The following is a 17,566-nucleotide window of genomic DNA, read 5'->3' as shown; positions in this document are numbered from 1 at the left end:
TCAGACCAAGGCCAGGCGTCGGTCGGCGATTTCGAGCAGGCCGTCGAAGATCAGGCTTTCCACCAGCTCCACCTCGGTGGACATGCTGGGCGCCATCTTCCAGCCCGCGCCCCCGGTCATGATGCAGACCGGCTGCTCGCCGCAATGGCGCCGCAAGTTTTCCACCATGCGCTGCACCGCACCGGCTATGGCGAAGGTGCCGCCGCTGGTGAGCGCGTCGCTGGTGTTGGTGGGAAAGTCGCAGACCTCGCCGGTGGGCACGTGCAGACCCGCCGTGCCCGACTCCAGCGCGCGCAGCATGATGCCGTGGCCGGGCAGGATGATGCCGCCCAGGAAGCGCCCCTCGGTGTCGATGGCCTCGACCGTGACGGCCGTGCCCACCATCACCACCACGCAGGGCTTCGCAGGGCCCCGGGCGAGCAGCCGCTGGCGCGCACCGATCATGGCCACCCAACGGTCCGACCCCAGCCGGGCCGGGTGGTCGTAGCCGTTGACCAACCCCGCTTCGGCGCTGCTGGACACGACCCAGTGCGGCGTCACGTCCCACAGCTCGAGCTGCTCGCCGACCCGCCGCTTGACCGCGTCGCCAGCGACCACACAACCCAGCACCCATTGCGGGGCGGGCAGGTGGCGCCAGTCGCCGTCTTCCAGGGTTTCGATGTTTTCCAGAAACTGCGCACCGCTGGCCAACAGCGTGGCCCCCACGCGTGGCGCGTCGTAAAGGGCCCACTTGAGGCGGGTGTTCCCTACGTCCAGGGCCAGAAAAGTCATGCGCGGATTATGACCAAGCCACCGTGCCCGGATTGCCGCAGTGCAGCATGGGGCGCGGTGGGCGGGTTCAGATCAGTCCGATCCAGCAGGCGCGCTGCACGGCGGCCAGCTTGTTGTCGGTCTGCAACTTGGACATCGCGTTGGCGAGGTGGTAATTCACCGTGCGCTCGGAGCAGTCCATGCGCAACGCGGTCTCGCGCGCGGTCAGACCTTCGAAGGCCAGGTTGAGGCTTTCGAGTTCGCGCGGGCTCAGGCCCACGCGCTGCTCGGCGATGGTGCGTCGCAACATGGGCCACACGTTGAAGGCCGACCAGGCCAGCACCGCAGCCTCGGAGCGGTCGGCAAAGGCCCGTGGGCTGAACATGAAACACTCGAAGGCACGGCCCGCCGGCAGGCTGAAGGCCACGCGCACCAGTGTCTGGTAGCCGTGCGCCAGCCACAAGCGGCGCCAACGGCTCGACTGTTCGAACGAGGATTTGGAAATGTCCTGCCAGGCCACCAGCGGCGCATCGCTGTCGCGCCAGCCCGCGCCGAAGTCCCGGCTTTCGGCCAAGGCCTCCGCGGCCCCCACCAGCCGGGGGGGATGCACCGCCAGCACCTCGCGCTGATCCCGCCCACCCAGGGGGTTCGGACCAAGAACCAGCACGGCGTCCACCCCTTGATCGCGCAGCGCGCACACCCAGTCGGCCAGAATACCGTCCAGCCCGACACTGTCAAAGTTGACAGGCAGGGTCATGGTTGATAACACCCTGTTGCATACACAATGCCTGATGAATCAGGATGGGAGTCACGCGCCACAGGTGTTTGGCGATCGAAGGAGTGCATATTGTCTTTTGACCGGTTGTGGATGCTCAGCGCCAAAGCCCGCATGTGGCGGTGGGTGCTGGACGAGGTTGTCCACGCGCCTGTGGAGCCTATTTTGCACCCATCGCGGTACCGGCTGCTGTGGATCGGGGCATTCACGTTCGTCGGCCACCTGGTCATCTATGGCATTTGGGGCCATCTGGTGCCCCAGCCCTATGAAAATGTGTGGGCCCGCCTGGTGATGGCCTTCCTGGCACTCATTTATGTGTTGCCCCGGATTTCGCGCGACCCGTCGTCCACGGAAAGTGGGCGCCTCTTCAGCCTGGCCACCTGGATCCAGCTGCCCTGGTTCTTCACCTGGATGTACTGGATGAACGGAGGCAATGCCGCCTGGCTGGGCAGCGTCGCCGCCATGATCCTCATTTATTACCACGCGACCGACTGGCGCCTGGCCACGCTCGGCCTGATCACCGGCGGCATCGCGGGCTGGGCCACGGCGGAGTTCTATGGCGGCAGCACCCGCCCGTTCGAGGAGCCGCTGGCGAACGTGGTGGTGATCACCTTCTCCTGGCTCATGGGCCTGATGCTGGGTTTCTCCAGCGCCAACCTGCGCCGCGCCCGCCTGCTCAACACGCTGAGCACCATGGGCGTGATGGCGCACGAGCTGCGCACGCCGCTGGCCACGGTGAATCTCATGGGCGACGTGCTGCGCAACCTGGTGCAACACGACATCCCGGACCCCAAACGCAAGAAGCTGGAGGAACTGGCCACGCGGCTGCAGAACCTGGTGCGCAGCATGAACCGCCAGATCGACACCCAGATTTCCAACGCGCAGCTCATGCGCCTGCCGCGCGAGCAGTCCCTGATCATGGCGGCCGAGCTGGTGCAGGAGGTGGTGAACCAGTACCCCTACCGCTCCTCGCGGGAGCGCGACTGCGTTCAGGTGCACATCCAGAGCGACTTCTGCTTTTCGGCTTCCCGCCCGCTGTTCGCCCAGGTGCTCACCAACCTGATCAAGAACGCGCTGCACGCGCTGGCCGCGGCCAGCACGGCACCCAGCCCGGGCGACCTGCGGGTGGACGTGGGCCTGCACCACGGCAAGGGCCGCATCGCCGTGTCGGACGACGGCATCGGCATCACGCACGAGCAGCAGCAGCGCATTTTCGAACCCTTCTTCTCGACCCAGAGCGGGGCCGGCAACGGCCTGGGCCTGACCTTCTGCAAGAACGTGGTCGAGGCCGCCCATGGCCGCCTCAGCGTGCACTCCCAACCTGGGCTGGGCGCGGTCTTCATGATCGACCTCCCCCTCAACACATCTGCGGCCCAGACCTTGGCCGTCTCAGGCTGACCACGATGGCACTGACGATCTCACTCTTTCACCGCCCTGGCAGCGTCCTCTTCCTGGATGACGACACCGACTACCTGGAAATGCTGGGCATGGTCATCCCCTCGCACTGGCAGGTCGAGCTCTATTCACGCCCCTCGGGCTTCGCCGCCCGCATGCAGAACGAGCCCGCTCGCTGGGAGGCCGACGCCATGGCCCAGCTGCAGATGATCGAGCGCTGGCGGCAGGGCCAGCCGCTGCTGCCGCAGGTGTTGCGGTACTGGGCCGTGAGCGCCTCGCGCTACGAGTTGGCCCAGATCTGCGTGGTGGACTACGCCATGCCCGGCACCGACGGCCTGCGGGTGCTCAACACCCTGCTCGACTGGCCAGGCTCGCGCGTGCTGTTGACGGGCCAGGCGGACGAGCAGATCGCCATCCAGGCCTTCAACAACGGCCTGATCGACCAGTTCGTGCCCAAACAGACCACGGACATCACGCGCCACCTGCTCGGTGTGCTGCGCAAGCTGTCCCAGACGCCGCACCCCCGGCTCAACACCCTGTGGCGCGCCGCCCTGCGGCCGGCGCAGCAGTCCATGCTGCAGATCCCGTCGGTGGCGCAGGCGCTGCGCGCGTACACCGAGCAGCACTGGGTGGAGTACGTGGTGCTCGGCGAGCCCTTCGGCCTGGTCGGCCTGGACTCCATGGGCAACTGCCACTGGCTGCAGCTCGAACCCACGGCCAGCCTGCCCGATCTGGCCGAGCTCGCGGGCTCGGCCGGGCTGGGCTTCGATGCCGTGCGCGCCGTGCAGGCCGGGCAACGGCTGGCTGCCGTGGAACTGCACCAGCAAATGGGCCTGCGGGGCCCGGTGCGGACCGCGCAGGCCTTCCCGGTCGGGGACGACGGCGTGCTCTCCGGCGCCCTGTTCAGCCTGGACCGCGCCGACCTGCCCCAGCCCATCTATGCCTACCGGCACTTTCTGGAAGCCCAGGGCGGGCGCGAGGTTCACGACACTTAGGGCCTGTCAACCCTATGCCGCCAGGGCCTCCTCCTGGGCGCCGGCCTGCACGCGGGCGCGCCGGGCACAAGGCCAATCCCAGGGTTTGACGATCGGCGCGATCTCGCGCGCCACCGCCTCCAGGTGATCGAGTTCGGCCTCGGTCAGCGCCGCGTTGAGCGTGAGTCGCACCAGGGCGCGCTTGCTGCTGGTGGCTGGGGCGCAGAAGATGGCGCCGAACACGCCGCGCTTTTCCAGCTCGTCGCGCAGGCGCATGGTGTCCGGCTCGGTGCCGGCTTCCAGCGAAATGATCTGCTCGGTGCCCTGGTGGATCCAGTAGCCCAGGCCGCCCAGGGTGTCGCGCACTCGGCGGGTGATGGCCTTGAGGCGGGCCCGCTCGTCGTCGGCCTTCTGCAGCACCTCGACCGTGGCCCGCAGGCCGGCGATCTCATGGGGCAGCAGGCAGGAGCTGAAGATGTTGGGGAAGCTCGAGCTCAGGATGTAGTAACGCATGCTGGCCGGTGCGGTGAAGAAGCCGGCGCGCCCCGCGACCGACTTGGCCAGGCTGGCGGAAATGAAGTGCACGCGGTCCGTCAGACCGAGTTCGGCGCACAAACCCGCGCCGCCCGGGCCGTGCGTGCCCAGGGAATGCGACTCGTCGACCAGGATCATGCTGCCGTGCTTTTCCACCACCTCGATCATGGCTTCCAGCGGGCACACGGAACCGGTGGTGCTGTAGACCGAGTCCACCACCACCACGCCCGGGCCGTTCTTGGCCATGATCTTGTCCAGGTGGGCGGCGTCGTTGTGGCGGAAGGCAAAAGCCGGCGCGCGCGCGGCATGGGCCCCTTCCCACAAGGAAGCGTGCGCCTGGGTGTCCAGGTACACCGGGGTGTTGGCGTCGGCGATGGACTGCAACAGGCCGACGTTGGCCGAGTAGCCGGACTGGCAGACGAAGGCGTCTTCCTTGCCGACCCAGCCCGCCAGGGCCATTTCGAGCGCGCGCGTGGGGTGCTGCTGGAGGAGGAACACACCCGACTGCACCACGAACTCGCTGGACTTGGTGATGGCCTCGACCTGGGCCGCGACGATGCTCGGGTGGCCCGTCACGCTCAGGTAGTCGTTGCCGTCCAGGCGCACCGCATTGGGGCCGGGCGAAGAACCGTGCAGCACGAACTTGCCGCCCCAGTTGCCTTCCCAGCGGGGTTTGAAATCACGTTCCATCCGCTGAACCAGGGTGGCGGCCAGCGGTGGGTTCTTGTAAACGGCGTCTTGAGCGCGTTCCAGCGTTTCCATGGGATTCCCCTTAGCGGATAGAAAACCCCATTAAAAAAAGAAATCCGTGAAAAATCACACGACCCCTGTCAGGTTTGACAGGGGTTATGAGGCTTTCTTCTCAAGTTTCGGCTCGTTCTGCCGACAGGCGGTTACGCGGCGTAACAACCCTTGAATGGCTGGCTCAGTTCTGGCGCCAGGGCAATTCGCGGAACCGCCACCCCCCTTTGCGCCCCCGGTGGGCGTCGGCATCGGGGTCGCCTTCGAAGCCTTCGAGGATGTTGTAGGCCTCCAGCCCGAGCTCGGTGGCCCGCTTGGCGGCGGCAATGGAGCGCACGCCGCTGCGGCACAGCAGCACCAGCTTCTTGCCGCCGGCCGCGTCCCGCACCTGCTGATCGAAGGTCGGGTTCAGCGCCATGCCGGGCCACTGTTTCCAGGCGACGGGCACCGCGCCTGGCACAAAGCCCACCCACTCCCGCTCCGCGTCGGTGCGCACGTCCACCATCACCGCCTCGCCGCTCTGGACCCAGCGCCAGGCCAGTTCGGGCGATACGTCACCGGCGTAGGTGCCCTGGTGGGTGCCCGAGGGCGGCAGGGGCTGCATCTGCAGCGCGCCGTCGGCGTCGTGGCGCAGGCCGGACGTGAGGTTGGCCGGCACGGCCTCGTCGATGCGCCGGGGGCGCGGCAGGTTCAGCGAGTTCATCAGGGCCACGAACTCGGCCTCGGTCTTGCCCGCCACCCGCGTGTTGGTGGTTTTCTCGCGGCCGATGCTGGAACACGAACGGCCCTGGTAGTCGTGGCCGGGCCAGACGATGGTGTCGTCCGGCAGCGCGAACAGCACCTGGGTCAGGCTGCGGTACAGGGCCTCGGCACTGCCCGACTGGAAATCGGTGCGGCCGCACCCATTGATCAGCAGGGTGTCGCCGGTGAACACGTGGTTGCGCCAGAGAAAGCTCATGCTGCCGGCGGTGTGGCCCGGGGTGTGCAGGGCCTTGAGCACCTCCCCACCGAACTTCAGGGTGTCGCCATCCTGGAGCTGCACGCCCGCGGTGCCGATGCCACACCCCAGGGGCGCGGCGGTCTTGGCGCCAGCCAGCTCGGCCAGCCGGCCCGCGCTGGTGATGTGGTCGGCGTGGGCGTGGGTCTCCACGGTCCAGACCAGTTTCAAGCCGTACTCCCGCAGGGTCGCGAGATCGCGCTCGATCTGCTCGTCCACCGGATCGATGAGCAGCGCGTCGCGGCTGAGTTGGTCGAACAGCACGTAGGTGTAGGTGCTGGAGGCGGGGTCGAACAGCTGGATCGGTTTCATCTGAAAGCACAAGTGGAACTCGGGAGCCGACCATCATGCCCGAGGCTGGGCGTCATGGATTTTCAATATCGGATGAAGATATTTTCACGCTCTTTTTTGGTGCCCAAGTACCCAAAAACAAGGGCTTGCGGCCGTGCGCTATTCACTGGTCGGTGAAAACCCTGCGCTCCGCGGTGGCACCTTGGGCGCATCATCGGCGGCTCATCAACCCGACTGGAGACAACAGATGACTGACAAGAAGACCGTCACTTCGCGCCGAGGCATGCTCAAAGGCGCCGCCGTCGCGGCCGGCGCCATGTCCGTGCCGATGATTGCCACCGCGCAGACCACCACGCTGCGCTTCCAGAGCACCTGGCCGGCCAAGGACATCTTCCACGAATACGCCGGCGACTTTGCCAAGAAGGTCAATGACATGGCCGGCAACCGCCTGAAGATCGAAGTGCTGCCGGCAGGTTCGGTGGTGCCGGCCTTCCAGTTGCTGGACGCGGTCGCCAAGGGCACGCTGGACGGCGGCCACGGCGTGGTGGCCTACTGGTACGGCAAGAACTCCGCCCTGGCCCTGTGGGGTTCCGGCCCCGGCTACGGCATGGACGCCAACATGGTGCTGGCTTGGCACAAGTACGGCGGCGGCAAGGCCCTGATGGAAGAAATCTACAAGAGCCTGAACCTCGACGTGGTCTCTTACCTGTCCGGCCCCATGCCCACCCAGCCGCTGGGCTGGTTCAAGAAGCCGGTGTCCAAGGTCACGGACATGAAGGGCCTGAAGTTCCGCACCGTGGGCCTGGCGGTGGACGTGTTCACCGACATGGGCACCGCCGTCAACCCGCTGCCCGGCGGCGAGATCGTGCCGGCGCTGGACCGCGGCCTGATCGACGCGGCCGAATTCAACAACGCCTCCAGCGACCGCGTGCTGGGCTTCCCCGACGTGGCCAAGAACTGCATGCTGCAGAGCTTCCACCAGTCCGGCGAGCAGTTCGAGATCCTGTTCAACAAGACCAAGCTCAACGCCCTGCCTGCCGAACTCAAGTCCATCATCGAGTACGCGTCGGAAGCCTCCAGCGCCGACATGAGCTGGAAGGCCATCGACCGCAACTCGCAGGACTATGAAGCGCTGAAGAAGGGTGGCGTGAAGTTCTACAAGACGCCCGATCCGATCCTGCGCGCGCAGCTGGCTTCGTGGGACAAGACCATTGCCAAGAAGGCGGCCGAGAACCCCTTGTTCAAGAAGGTGCTCGACTCGCAGAAGGCCTTCGCGCAGCGCGCCGGCCAATGGCAGAACGACTACACGGTCGACTTCAAGATGGCCTTCAACCACTACTTCGCCAAGAAGAGCTGATCCCGGCACAGGGGAACGAGGGGCATGGCGCCGGCGCGATGCCCCTCTTTTTTTGCCCGTTTCACCGCGCCGGCTGAGGAATCACGATGCAATCCATCTTGTGGACCATCGATCGGCTGTCCACGCTGATCGGCAAGGTCTTTGCCTGGTGCGCCCTCCTGCTGACGCTGCTGATCAGCTGGGAGGTGTTTTCGCGCTATGTGCTGAACGAACCCCACGCCTGGGTGCTCGACGCCCAGATCATGTTGTACGGCACCATGTTCATGACGGCCGGCGCCTACACCCTGTCCAAGAACGGGCACGTCCGGGGGGACGTGCTCTATGGTTTCTTTCAGCCGCGAACCCAGGCCACCGTGGACCTGGTGCTCTACATCGTGTTCTTCCTGCCCGGCATCGTCGCGCTGACCTGGGCCGGCTGGATCTACGCCGGCGAATCGCTCGCGATCCGCGAACAGACCTTCTCGGCCGACCCCCTGCCGCTGTACCCCTTCAAGTATGTGATTCCGCTGGCGGGCATCACGCTGCTGCTGCAGGGCCTGGTGGAGATCGTGCGCTGCGTCCAATGCATCCAGACCGGCGCCTGGCCGGCGCGTGAAGACGACGTGCAGGAAGTTGACGTCGAAAAACTCAAGGAAATGGTCAACGTGAAAGACGAAGACATCGCCGCACTCGACGCCGTGGTCGTCGCCCAGGAGAAAAAACAATGAAGTTGCGCAAGGAACTCTGGTTCGGCCTCAGCTTCATGGCCCTCATCGTGGTCCTGGCGGCCGTGGTGCTGCTGCGCGCCGAAACCATCACCCAGGGTCACCTGGGCCTGCTGATGCTCTCGCTGGTGGTCGTGGCGATCATGCTGGGCTTTCCCACCGCGTTCACGCTCATGGGCATGGGCATGCTGTTCACCTGGCTGGCCTACGACAGGGACGTCACGCACACGCTGGACCTGATGGTGCAATCGGCCTACAAGACCATGGCCAACGATGTGCTCATCGCCATCCCGCTGTTCGTCTTCATGGGCTACCTCGTGGAGCGCGCGAACCTGATCGAGTCGCTCTTCAAGAGCATGCACCTGGCCATGGCCCGGCTGCCCGGCGCGCTGGCAGTGGCCACGCTGGTGACCTGCACCATCTTCGCCACGGCCACCGGCATCGTCGGCGCGGTGGTGACGCTGATGGGCCTGCTGGCCTTGCCGGCCATGCTGCGCGCCGGCTACAGCGTGCCGCTGGCGGCTGGCGCCATCACGGCGGGGGGCTGCCTGGGCATCCTGATCCCGCCTTCGGTGCTGCTGATCGTCTACGGTGCCACGGCCGGCGTGTCTGTGGTCCAGTTGTACGCTGGCGCGTTTTTCCCCGGGCTGATGCTGGCTTCCCTGTACATCGTGTACGTGATCATCGTGGCCAAGCTCAAGCCGCAATGGGCACCGCCGCTGAGCGCCGAAGAGCGCCAGGTCCACCTGCCCACGTTGACCCAGCGCCTGACCACCGACCCGACCGCCCACGCGTTGCTGGGCTTGCTCAAGGGCCGGCGCAATGCCGATGTGCCCCTGTCGCACCTGCTCAAGCAGATCGGCATGGCCGCGCTGCCCGCGCTGATCTTCGCTGCGGTGATGATCCCGAGCTACCAGGCGGTTACCACGGTGAGAGCCGAGGCGGTGTACGAGATCGAGGAAATCGGCGCCAGCCGCTCCAGCGCCTCCGAAGGCGGTGGCCTGGCCGAGCCCCCGGCCGAAGGGGGCCTGGCCGAACCGCCATCCGAATCGGGCGGTCTGGCCGAACCTCCGGCGGACCCCGATGTGCCCGAGGCCGCTGGCGCCCTGCAACCCCCTCCCGGTGCCGACGCCGCCGCGGCCGAACCCGCCGCTGCGGCGCAAGCAGCGGTCGAAGGGGTCGAGGTGGACGAAGAAATCGCAACGACCCAGCCCGCCCCCACCTGGTGGTGGGTGGTGTTTGCGGTCATGGGCGCGCTCGTCACCCTGTTCTACCTGTTCCTCAGCTTCGCCCGGCTTGAAATCTTCAAGATGCTGCTGGCCTCGTTCTTCCCGCTGGTGCTGCTGATCCTGAGCGTGCTGGGTTCGATCGTGCTGGGCCTGGCGACGCCGACGGAGGCGGCGGCCATGGGGGCGCTGGGCGGCATGCTGCTGGCAGCCGCCTACCGGCGGCTCAACATGGCCGTGCTCAAGGAATCGGTCTACCTGACCGCCAAGACCTCGGCCATGGTGTGCTGGCTGTTCGTGGGCTCGGCGATCTTCTCCGCGGCGTTCGCGCTGTTGGGCGGGCAGGCGCTGGTGGAGCAGTGGGTGCTCAGCATGGAACTCACCAAGATCGAGTTCCTGGTGATGACCCAGATCATCATCTTCCTGCTGGGCTGGCCGCTGGAATGGACCGAGATCATCGTGATCTTCATGCCGATCTTCATTCCCCTGCTGGCCCATTTCGACGTGGACCCGCTGTTCTTCGGCCTGCTGGTGGCGCTGAACCTGCAGACCGCCTTCCTCAGCCCGCCGGTGGCCATGGCCGCCTTCTACCTGAAGGGCGTGGCCCCGCCGCACGTCACGCTGAACCAGATCTTCCTGGGCATGCTGCCGTTCATGGGCATCCAGATCCTGGCCATCGTGCTGCTGTACATGTTCCCCGGCATCGGCCTGTGGCTGCCGCAGCTGCTCTACAAATGATCTGACGGGTTCGATCCACCCCAGGGGGCGCTTCGGCGCCCCTTCTTTTTTGGGGGAAACGGGTTATATTACGTTTACGTAAACGTCAATTGACCGGATGCGCGAAGAATCGTGTCCGAGCCCCCCTAGCTGGAGACCGCATGCCCCGCCCGAACGACGCCTCCCTGCCCTTTCCGCGTGCGGCCCTGCGTGCGGGCAAGAACGGCGCGTGGCGCGGCTGGCAGATCGAGCCTGTGGCCGAGGGCGCGCCGGCCACCAAGGTCTCTCTCAAGAAGCTCAAGCCGGACGCCAAGCCCTTTTCCAGCGGCGACAAGGCGGCCGACCAAGCCAGCGTGCAGGCCATCGCCGAAGAACTCGACGGCTTGCAGGACCTGTTCTACGCCGACCGCCGCTTCAAGCTGCTCGTGGTGCTGCAGGGCACCGACACCGCCGGCAAGGACGGCACCGTGCGAGGCGTGTTCGCACGCACCAGCCCGCTGGGCGTGCACACCGTGGGCTGGAAAGCCCCGACCGAGGTCGAGCGCGACCACGACTACCTCTGGCGCATCCACCAGCAGGTGCCCGGCGCCGGCGAGACCATGGTCTTCAACCGCAGCCACTACGAAGACGTGCTGGTGCCCGTGGTCAACCGCTGGATCACGCCCGCCCAGACCGCTCAGCGCTACGCGCAGATCAATCACTTCGAGCGCCTGCTCGCCGAGACTGGCACCGTGATCCTGAAGTTCATGTTGCACATCGGCAGCGACGAGCAGCGCCAACGCCTGCAGGAGCGCGTGGACGACCCGACCAAACACTGGAAGTTCAGCGAAGGCGACATCGACGTGCGCAAGCAGTGGGCCGACTACCAGCGCGCCTACGAGGCGCTGCTGGCCCGCACCAGCACCCCCTGGGCACCCTGGAACGTGGTCCCCGCCAACTCCAAGACCCACCGCAACCTGATGATCGCGACCATCGTGCGCGACACCCTCAAGGCCCTCGACCTGCGTTACCCGCCGCCCAAGCCCGCCTTGGCCGGCCTGCGCATCGAATGAGGCTTTCCGCCATCCGCCCCCAGAGAGAGACACCATGAGCAACCTCGCCGCCGAGTACCAGGCACTGGCCAACTACCGCCCCACGCACAAGGTGCGTTTCGTCACCGCCGCCAGCCTGTTCGACGGGCACGACGCCGCCATCAACATCATGCGGCGCATCCTGCAGGGCATGGGCGCCGAGGTGATCCACCTGGGCCACAACCGCTCGGTGGACGAGGTGGTCACCGCCGCGCTGCAGGAAGACGCGCAAGGCATCGCCATCAGCTCCTACCAGGGCGGCCATGTGGAGTACTTCAAGTACATGGTGGACCTGCTCAAGAGCCGGGGCGGCGAGCACATCCAGGTGTTCGGCGGCGGCGGCGGCGTGATCGTGCCGGCCGAGATCCGCGAGCTGCAGGACTACGGTGTGACGCGCATCTACAGCCCCGAAGACGGCCAGAAGATGGGCCTGGCCGGGATGATCGGCGAGATGGTGATGCGCTGCGACCGCGACCTCAGCCCCTACGCGCCCAAGGCGCTGGCAGCCATCGAGGGCCAGGGCGAGATGAACTGGCGCGTGCTGGCCCAGCTCATCACGGTGCTGGAGAACGGCAGCGCGGACGCGGCCATCGTCTCCGCCCTGCGCGAGCAGGCCCAGACCAGGAAGGTGCCGGTGCTCGGCATCACCGGCACGGGCGGCGCGGGCAAGTCCTCGCTGACCGACGAACTCATCCGCCGCCTGCGGCTGGACCAGGACGACCGCCTGCGCGTGGCCGTGATCTCCATCGACCCCTCGCGCCGCAAGAGCGGCGGCGCGCTGCTGGGCGACCGCATCCGCATGAACGCCATCAACCCCTGGGGCCAGGGCCCGCGCGTCTACATGCGCTCGCTGGCCACGCGCGACTTCGGCAGCGAGATCAGCGCCGCCCTGCCCGACGTGATCGCGGCCTGCAAGTGCGCGGGCTTCGACCTGATCGTGGTCGAGACCTCCGGCATCGGCCAGGGCGACGCGGCCATCGTGCCGCACGTGGACCTGCCCATGTACGTGATGACGCCCGAGTTCGGCGCGGCCAGCCAGCTCGAGAAAATCGACATGCTGGACTTCGCCGCCTTCGTGGCCATCAACAAGTTCGACCGCAAGGGTGCGCTCGATGCCCTGCGCGACGTGGCCAAGCAGGTGCAACGCAACCAGGAAGCCTGGAGCACGCCGCCCGACCAGATGCCGGTGTTCGGCACCATGGCCGCGCGCTTCAACGACGACGGGGTGACCGCGCTGTACCAGGCCCTGAAAGTCCGTCTGGGCGACCTCGGCCTTCCGTTGCAGGAGGGCCGGCTGCCCCCCGTGAAGGTGCGACACAGCACCAACCAGACGCCCATCGTGCCGCCCGCGCGCACGCGTTACCTGGCCGAAATCAGCGACACGGTGCGCGGCTACAAGAAGAAGGCGATCGAGCAGTCGCGCCTGGCGCGCGAGATCCAGCAGCTCAACGCCAGCGCGGCCATGCTGCGCAAGGACAAGCCCGAACGCGCGCGCGCCGCCGAGGCGGTGATCGACCTCGCTCAATTGCGCGAACTCGACCAGGATCCGGCCGCGCGCAAGCTGCTCGCCCAGTGGCCCGACATGCAGAAGGCCTACGCGGGCGATGAGTACGTGGTGAAGATCCGCGACAAGGAGATCCGCACCGCGCTCACCACCAAGAGCCTGTCGGGCACCACCATCCGCAAGGTCGCGCTGCCCAAGTACGAGGACCACGGCGAGATCCTGAAGTGGCTGATGTTGGACAACGTGCCCGGCAGCTTCCCCTACACCGCCGGCACCTTCGCCTTCAAGCGCGAGGGCGAGGACCCCACGCGCATGTTCGCCGGCGAAGGCGACGCCTTCCGCACCAACCGCCGCTTCAAGCTGCTCTCCGAAGGCATGGCCGCCAAGCGCCTGTCCACCGCCTTCGACTCGGTCACGCTCTACGGCAACGACCCCGACCCGCGCCCCGACATCTACGGCAAGGTGGGCAACTCCGGCGTGAGCATCGCCACGCTCGAGGACATGAAGGTGCTCTACGGCGGCTTCGACCTCTGCCACCCGGCCACCTCGGTCTCCATGACCATCAACGGCCCGGCGCCCAGCATCCTGGCGATGTTCATGAACACCGCAATCGACCAGAACCTGGAGAAGTTCGAAACCGAGAACGGGCGCCAGCCCACCGCCACCGAGGCCGCCAAGATCCGTGAATGGGTGCTGGCCAACGTGCGCGGCACGGTGCAGGCCGACATCCTGAAAGAAGACCAGGGCCAGAACACCTGCATCTTCTCGACCGAGTTCTCGCTCAAGGTGATGGGCGACATCGCCGAGTACTTCGTGCACCACGACGTGCGCAACTTCTACTCGGTGTCCATCAGCGGGTACCACATCGCCGAGGCCGGCGCCAACCCCATCAGCCAGCTCGCCTTCACGCTCTCCAACGGCTTCACCTTCGTGGAGGCCTACCTGGCGCGCGGCATGCACATCGACGACTTCGCGCCCAACCTGAGCTTCTTCTTCAGCAACGGCATGGACCCGGAGTACACCGTGCTCGGCCGCGTGGCGCGCCGCATCTGGGCCACCTCGATGCGCGACCGCTACGGCGCGAACGAGCGCAGCCAGAAGCTGAAGTACCACGTGCAGACCAGCGGCCGCTCCCTGCACGCGCAGGAGATCCAGTTCAACGACATCCGCACCACGCTGCAGGCGCTGATCGCGATCTACGACAACTGCAACAGCCTGCACACCAACGCCTTCGACGAGGCCATCACCACCCCCACCGAAGACTCGGTGCGCCGCGCGATGGCGATCCAGCTCATCATCAACCGCGAGTGGGGCCTGGCCAAGAACGAAAACCCCAACCAGGGCGCCTTCATCATCGACGAGCTCACCGAGCTGGTGGAAGAGGCCGTGCTGCAGGAGTTCGAGAAGATCGCCGAACGCGGCGGCGTGCTGGGCGCGATGGAGACCGGCTACCAGCGCGGCAAGATCCAGGACGAGTCCATGCACTACGAGATGCTCAAGCACACCGGCGAGTACCCGATCGTGGGCGTGAACACCTTCCGCAACCCGCACGGCGACCTCACGCCCGAGACGCTGGAGCTCGCGCGCTCGACCGACGACGAGAAGCAGAACCAGCTCAAGCGCCTGGCCGACTTCCACGCGCGCCATGCCCACGAGTCGCCCGCCATGCTGCAGCGCCTGCGCCAGGCCGTGATCGAGAACGGCAACGTGTTCGAGGTGCTGATGGACGCGGTTCGCGTGTGCTCGCTCGGCCAGATTACCAGCGCGCTGTTCGAGGTGGGTGGGCAGTACCGCCGCAACATGTGAGCCTCGGGCCTCGCGGCCCCAGGTTCACATCGGGTTCGCCAGCGGCAGGTTGAGCAGCAGGTTCTGCGGCTTGAGCTTGAGCAGGCCATCGGGCCCCATGGCCAGGCCCAGGTAGACCGGCTTGCCGCGCACGTCGGCACGCATGTCCTGCGGGTCGGCGAAGCTCAGCCGGAACAGGCTGATCAGCCGGCGCTGGCGCTCGGGGTCCACCTCGTTGCCCAGGTAGAGGTCGTTGAGCAGCGCGGTCGAGGCCACATCCAGCCCCACATGCCAGCGCCAGGACGGGTCTTCCACCCGTGACTCGGGCTGGATCTTCACGGCCACGCCGTGGAAATGGCGCACCCACTTCTCCAGCACCGAGGCCAGCGCCTTCAGACCCGAGCGGGAGCGTGCCATGGTGAGCGTGAGCCCATGCGGCAATTCGTTCTGGATTTCGTGCGTGAGGTCGAGCACGAAGTTGAAGCGCCCAGCCCCCTCCCGGCTGCGCAGGTAACGCGGCGCGTTGTCGTCGCCCAGCACCTCGATCTGCGTGGCCGGCAGGGCCGCGCCGCCCTGCACCAGCAGGCGCCCCAGCTCGCCCAGGCCACCGGTTTCATTGAGCAGGTCCAGCACCTCGCTGTCGCCGCTGAGCACGCGGCCGTCCTGCACGCTCACGCGCTGGCGGCGAAACAGCATCTCGGCCGCGCGCCAGGCCCAGGCGTCGGGCTCGTCCTCCAGCAGGCGGCACACCAGGGCCTGCACCACCAGGTCCAGGAACAGCGGCGGGATCTGGATGGCGCCGGCCTGGAAGAAGCCGGCGTAGGCGGCTTCGAGCGAGCCGGCGGCGATCACCGCGTCCCGGAAGTCCAGGAACAGGCGGTGGTTGGCGCGCGCGTCGTCGTCCTCGAAGGCGTCCAGCTCGGCTGCCGTCACGGCGCGCGTGGGCGCGGCCATCAAGGCAGCGTGCAGCGCGCGCTCGGCTGCACAGGATTCCTCAACCAGCGCGAGTTCCGGGCGCTGGAGCCAGAGCCGCCAGTAGCCGTCGGTGGGGCTCAGCCAGCCGCGCGCATCGCGGTTGAGCAGTTCGTGGCCGCAGGACGACCAGATGGGGAGTGAAGAGGCGTCGGACATGAAGAAAACCCGCTGCGCGCGGGGGCGCGTGGCGGGTTGGGAGTCGAGGGGTGAACGCATTGTCGTTCACCTGCGGCGGCGCCGGGGCGCCGCGGGTTCAGGGTGCGGCCTGCAAGGCGCCGGCTTTGCGGCTGCCCGTGATCGCCCGCGAGGCGTAGGGCGCGGGCGCATCGCGCGTGTAGGTCGCATCCGGCACGCCCGCCAGGCCGATCAGAGCCTGCAGCGTGGCATTCGGCCAGAAGTTGGGGCTGCTGATGTTGCTTGCGCCCGGGATGTTGGTGGCCACCGAGTTCACGTTGTTCGACTGCGTCAAGTTGGAGAAGCTGCTGGCGAACAAGGACTGGTTGCCGGTCCCCACGAACAGGTTGGCCGTGAGCGCGACCGAGGCGCCGCCGGCCACGGACAGGTAGGCGCCGCCCGAACGGGTGATGGCGACGGTGTTGTGCACCATCTCCAGCGAGGTGTTGGGGTTCGACAGGCCCTCCATGCCATAGGCGATCGCGTTGTTGTTCTGCGCGTTCGGGCCCTTCTGGAACAAGTTGCCCTTCAGGACCACGCGGCCGCCGTTGGGGAAATCGGCCAGGTAGCTGGAATTGCCGCTGGGCCCGTCCATGAAGTAGCTGTTCTGGATGATGGACTCGCGCGCCCGGCTCTTGAGGTTGTGGCCGACCTTGGCCTCGTGGAAATAGCTGGAGTTCACCGTCAGCCGGTCGATCTGGTTGACGTAGATGTTGTGCGTGTAGCCATCGCCCAGGCCGTTGCGCGCGAACTCCGAACTTTCAATGGTGATGGTGGCCGAACCGGCGTTGGCGAGGATGCCGTTCTGGTTGTCGTAGAAGCCGCTGTTGAGGATGCGCAGGTCGCCCGTGTGCTCGGCGCGGATGCCGGCGCCGTTCTGGTCGGGCACCGTGGTGTCGCGGAACTCGATGTTGTCGATGGTGATGTTCGCGCCCGACACCACCCACAGGCCCTTGCCCCGGGCGTTGTTGCCGTTGGCGAACAGGCGCGCGCGGCTGCCCACGCCGCAGATGGTGAGGTTGTTGGCGGTCCAGGAAGCGACGTCGCCCCGGTAGTCGCCGCCCGCGATCTTGATCACATCGCCGGCCTGCGCCACCGCGGCCGCCGCGCTGGGCATGGCGTAGGTCTTGCCAGGGCCCACCTGAAGCACGCGGCCCGGTGCGGTGTCGCAAGACGCGCCGGCCGACACGGGGGGCGCCGGCGATGGCGTGGCGCTGCCGCCCCCTCCGCCACCACCGCCCGACGGGCTGTCGCCACTACCGCCGCCGCCCCCTCCGCCACCACCGCCACCACAGGCGCTCAAGGTGGCGGCCAGCAACAGCGCGAAGCCGGGAACAACGAGGGAAGAGGACAGGCGGCGAGCAGGGGCGCTCAGGTGCGGAGTGGGTTGGATGTTCAAGATAGGCAACGGAAGAAAAACAGACACCGGCCAGGCAGGCCAATCGTCCGCGTTCTGATGAAGGGGTCCGGATCCATCGAAGACAAGGGTGCGGGGTGGAGTATCGCCGCTCAGCGCCCTGCCCCGCGCCAGGACCGGGAAATGGTCGCCAGTGTGGCCGCTGGCACCGGATCGCCTGCCACAGAACGTGTTTTTATG

Annotated in this window: 13 protein-coding genes and 1 pseudogene; 7 read left to right on the top strand and 7 right to left on the bottom strand. The window is 66.9% G+C overall.

Annotated elements, in window-relative coordinates:
• Window positions 1–771: a type III pantothenate kinase gene (locus AC1Q9M_RS12585; RefSeq protein WP_382154122.1), complete on the bottom strand. Its 771-nt coding sequence runs from the start codon at window positions 769–771 to the stop codon at window positions 1–3.
• A 67-nt stretch (window positions 772–838) separates the two neighbouring features.
• Window positions 839–1,507 carry a helix-turn-helix transcriptional regulator gene (locus AC1Q9M_RS12580; protein ID WP_291111076.1) on the bottom strand — a complete coding sequence of 223 codons (669 nt, stop codon included), beginning with the start codon at window positions 1,505–1,507 and terminating at the stop codon, window positions 839–841.
• A gap of 183 nt (window positions 1,508–1,690) precedes the next feature.
• On the opposite strand from AC1Q9M_RS12580, the gene AC1Q9M_RS12575 reads away from it, so the two are divergent.
• The gene (locus AC1Q9M_RS12575; RefSeq protein ID WP_382154119.1) at window positions 1,691–2,923 is read left to right on the top strand and encodes a sensor histidine kinase; all 1,233 of its coding nucleotides are present in this window, start codon (window positions 1,691–1,693) and stop codon (window positions 2,921–2,923) included.
• Between the two features lie 5 nt (window positions 2,924–2,928).
• Complete coding sequence (locus AC1Q9M_RS12570; RefSeq protein WP_291111072.1) at window positions 2,929–3,915, top strand: response regulator; 987 nt, start codon at window positions 2,929–2,931, stop codon at window positions 3,913–3,915.
• 12 nt (window positions 3,916–3,927) lie between these two features.
• On the opposite strand, the gene cqsA is transcribed toward AC1Q9M_RS12570, so the two are convergent.
• The 3 genes and pseudogenes from cqsA to AC1Q9M_RS12555 all read right to left on the bottom strand — a co-directional run.
• Complete coding sequence (gene cqsA, locus AC1Q9M_RS12565; RefSeq protein ID WP_291111070.1) at window positions 3,928–5,190, bottom strand: alpha-hydroxyketone-type quorum-sensing autoinducer synthase; 1,263 nt, start codon at window positions 5,188–5,190, stop codon at window positions 3,928–3,930.
• A 163-nt stretch (window positions 5,191–5,353) separates the two neighbouring features.
• Complete coding sequence (locus tag AC1Q9M_RS12560) at window positions 5,354–5,773, bottom strand: rhodanese-like domain-containing protein (protein WP_492434453.1); 420 nt, start codon at window positions 5,771–5,773, stop codon at window positions 5,354–5,356.
• Window positions 5,774–5,797: 24 nt separating this feature from the next.
• Window positions 5,798–6,478, bottom strand: a pseudogene (locus AC1Q9M_RS12555) (MBL fold metallo-hydrolase); the annotation flags it as partial.
• A 226-nt stretch (window positions 6,479–6,704) separates the two neighbouring features.
• Between AC1Q9M_RS12555 and AC1Q9M_RS12550 the strand changes: the two are divergent.
• The 5 genes from AC1Q9M_RS12550 to icmF all read left to right on the top strand — a co-directional run bounded on the left by AC1Q9M_RS12550 (window position 6,705) and on the right by icmF (window position 14,841).
• Window positions 6,705–7,814: a TRAP transporter substrate-binding protein gene (locus tag AC1Q9M_RS12550; RefSeq protein WP_492434079.1), complete on the top strand. Its 1,110-nt coding sequence runs from the start codon at window positions 6,705–6,707 to the stop codon at window positions 7,812–7,814.
• 86 nt (window positions 7,815–7,900) lie between these two features.
• On the top strand, window positions 7,901–8,521 hold the full coding sequence (locus AC1Q9M_RS12545) for a TRAP transporter small permease subunit (protein WP_382321951.1): 621 nt from the start codon (window positions 7,901–7,903) through the stop codon (window positions 8,519–8,521).
• Window positions 8,518–10,482, top strand: a complete 1,965-nt coding sequence (locus AC1Q9M_RS12540; RefSeq protein ID WP_492434077.1) for a TRAP transporter large permease — start codon at window positions 8,518–8,520, stop codon at window positions 10,480–10,482. Before AC1Q9M_RS12545 ends, AC1Q9M_RS12540 begins: the two co-directional genes overlap by 4 nt.
• A gap of 140 nt (window positions 10,483–10,622) precedes the next feature.
• The gene (locus tag AC1Q9M_RS12535; RefSeq protein ID WP_382321953.1) at window positions 10,623–11,513 is read left to right on the top strand and encodes a PPK2 family polyphosphate kinase; all 891 of its coding nucleotides are present in this window, start codon (window positions 10,623–10,625) and stop codon (window positions 11,511–11,513) included.
• A 34-nt stretch (window positions 11,514–11,547) separates the two neighbouring features.
• Window positions 11,548–14,841, top strand: coding sequence for a fused isobutyryl-CoA mutase/GTPase IcmF (icmF, locus tag AC1Q9M_RS12530; protein ID WP_444687438.1), 3,294 nt, complete (start codon window positions 11,548–11,550; stop codon window positions 14,839–14,841).
• Window positions 14,842–14,865: 24 nt separating this feature from the next.
• On the opposite strand, the gene AC1Q9M_RS12525 is transcribed toward icmF, so the two are convergent.
• The gene (locus AC1Q9M_RS12525; protein WP_382321957.1) at window positions 14,866–15,951 is read right to left on the bottom strand and encodes a DUF6352 family protein; all 1,086 of its coding nucleotides are present in this window, start codon (window positions 15,949–15,951) and stop codon (window positions 14,866–14,868) included.
• Window positions 15,952–16,048: 97 nt separating this feature from the next.
• On the bottom strand, window positions 16,049–17,368 hold the full coding sequence (locus AC1Q9M_RS12520) for a right-handed parallel beta-helix repeat-containing protein (protein ID WP_492434074.1): 1,320 nt from the start codon (window positions 17,366–17,368) through the stop codon (window positions 16,049–16,051).
• Between the last annotated feature and the right edge of the window lie 198 nt (window positions 17,369–17,566).

The organism is Hydrogenophaga sp. GW823-FHT04C09, from assembly GCF_058796355.1.
The sequence above is the reverse complement of the archived record's forward strand: the minus strand, read 5'-3'. Positions and strand labels throughout refer to the sequence as shown.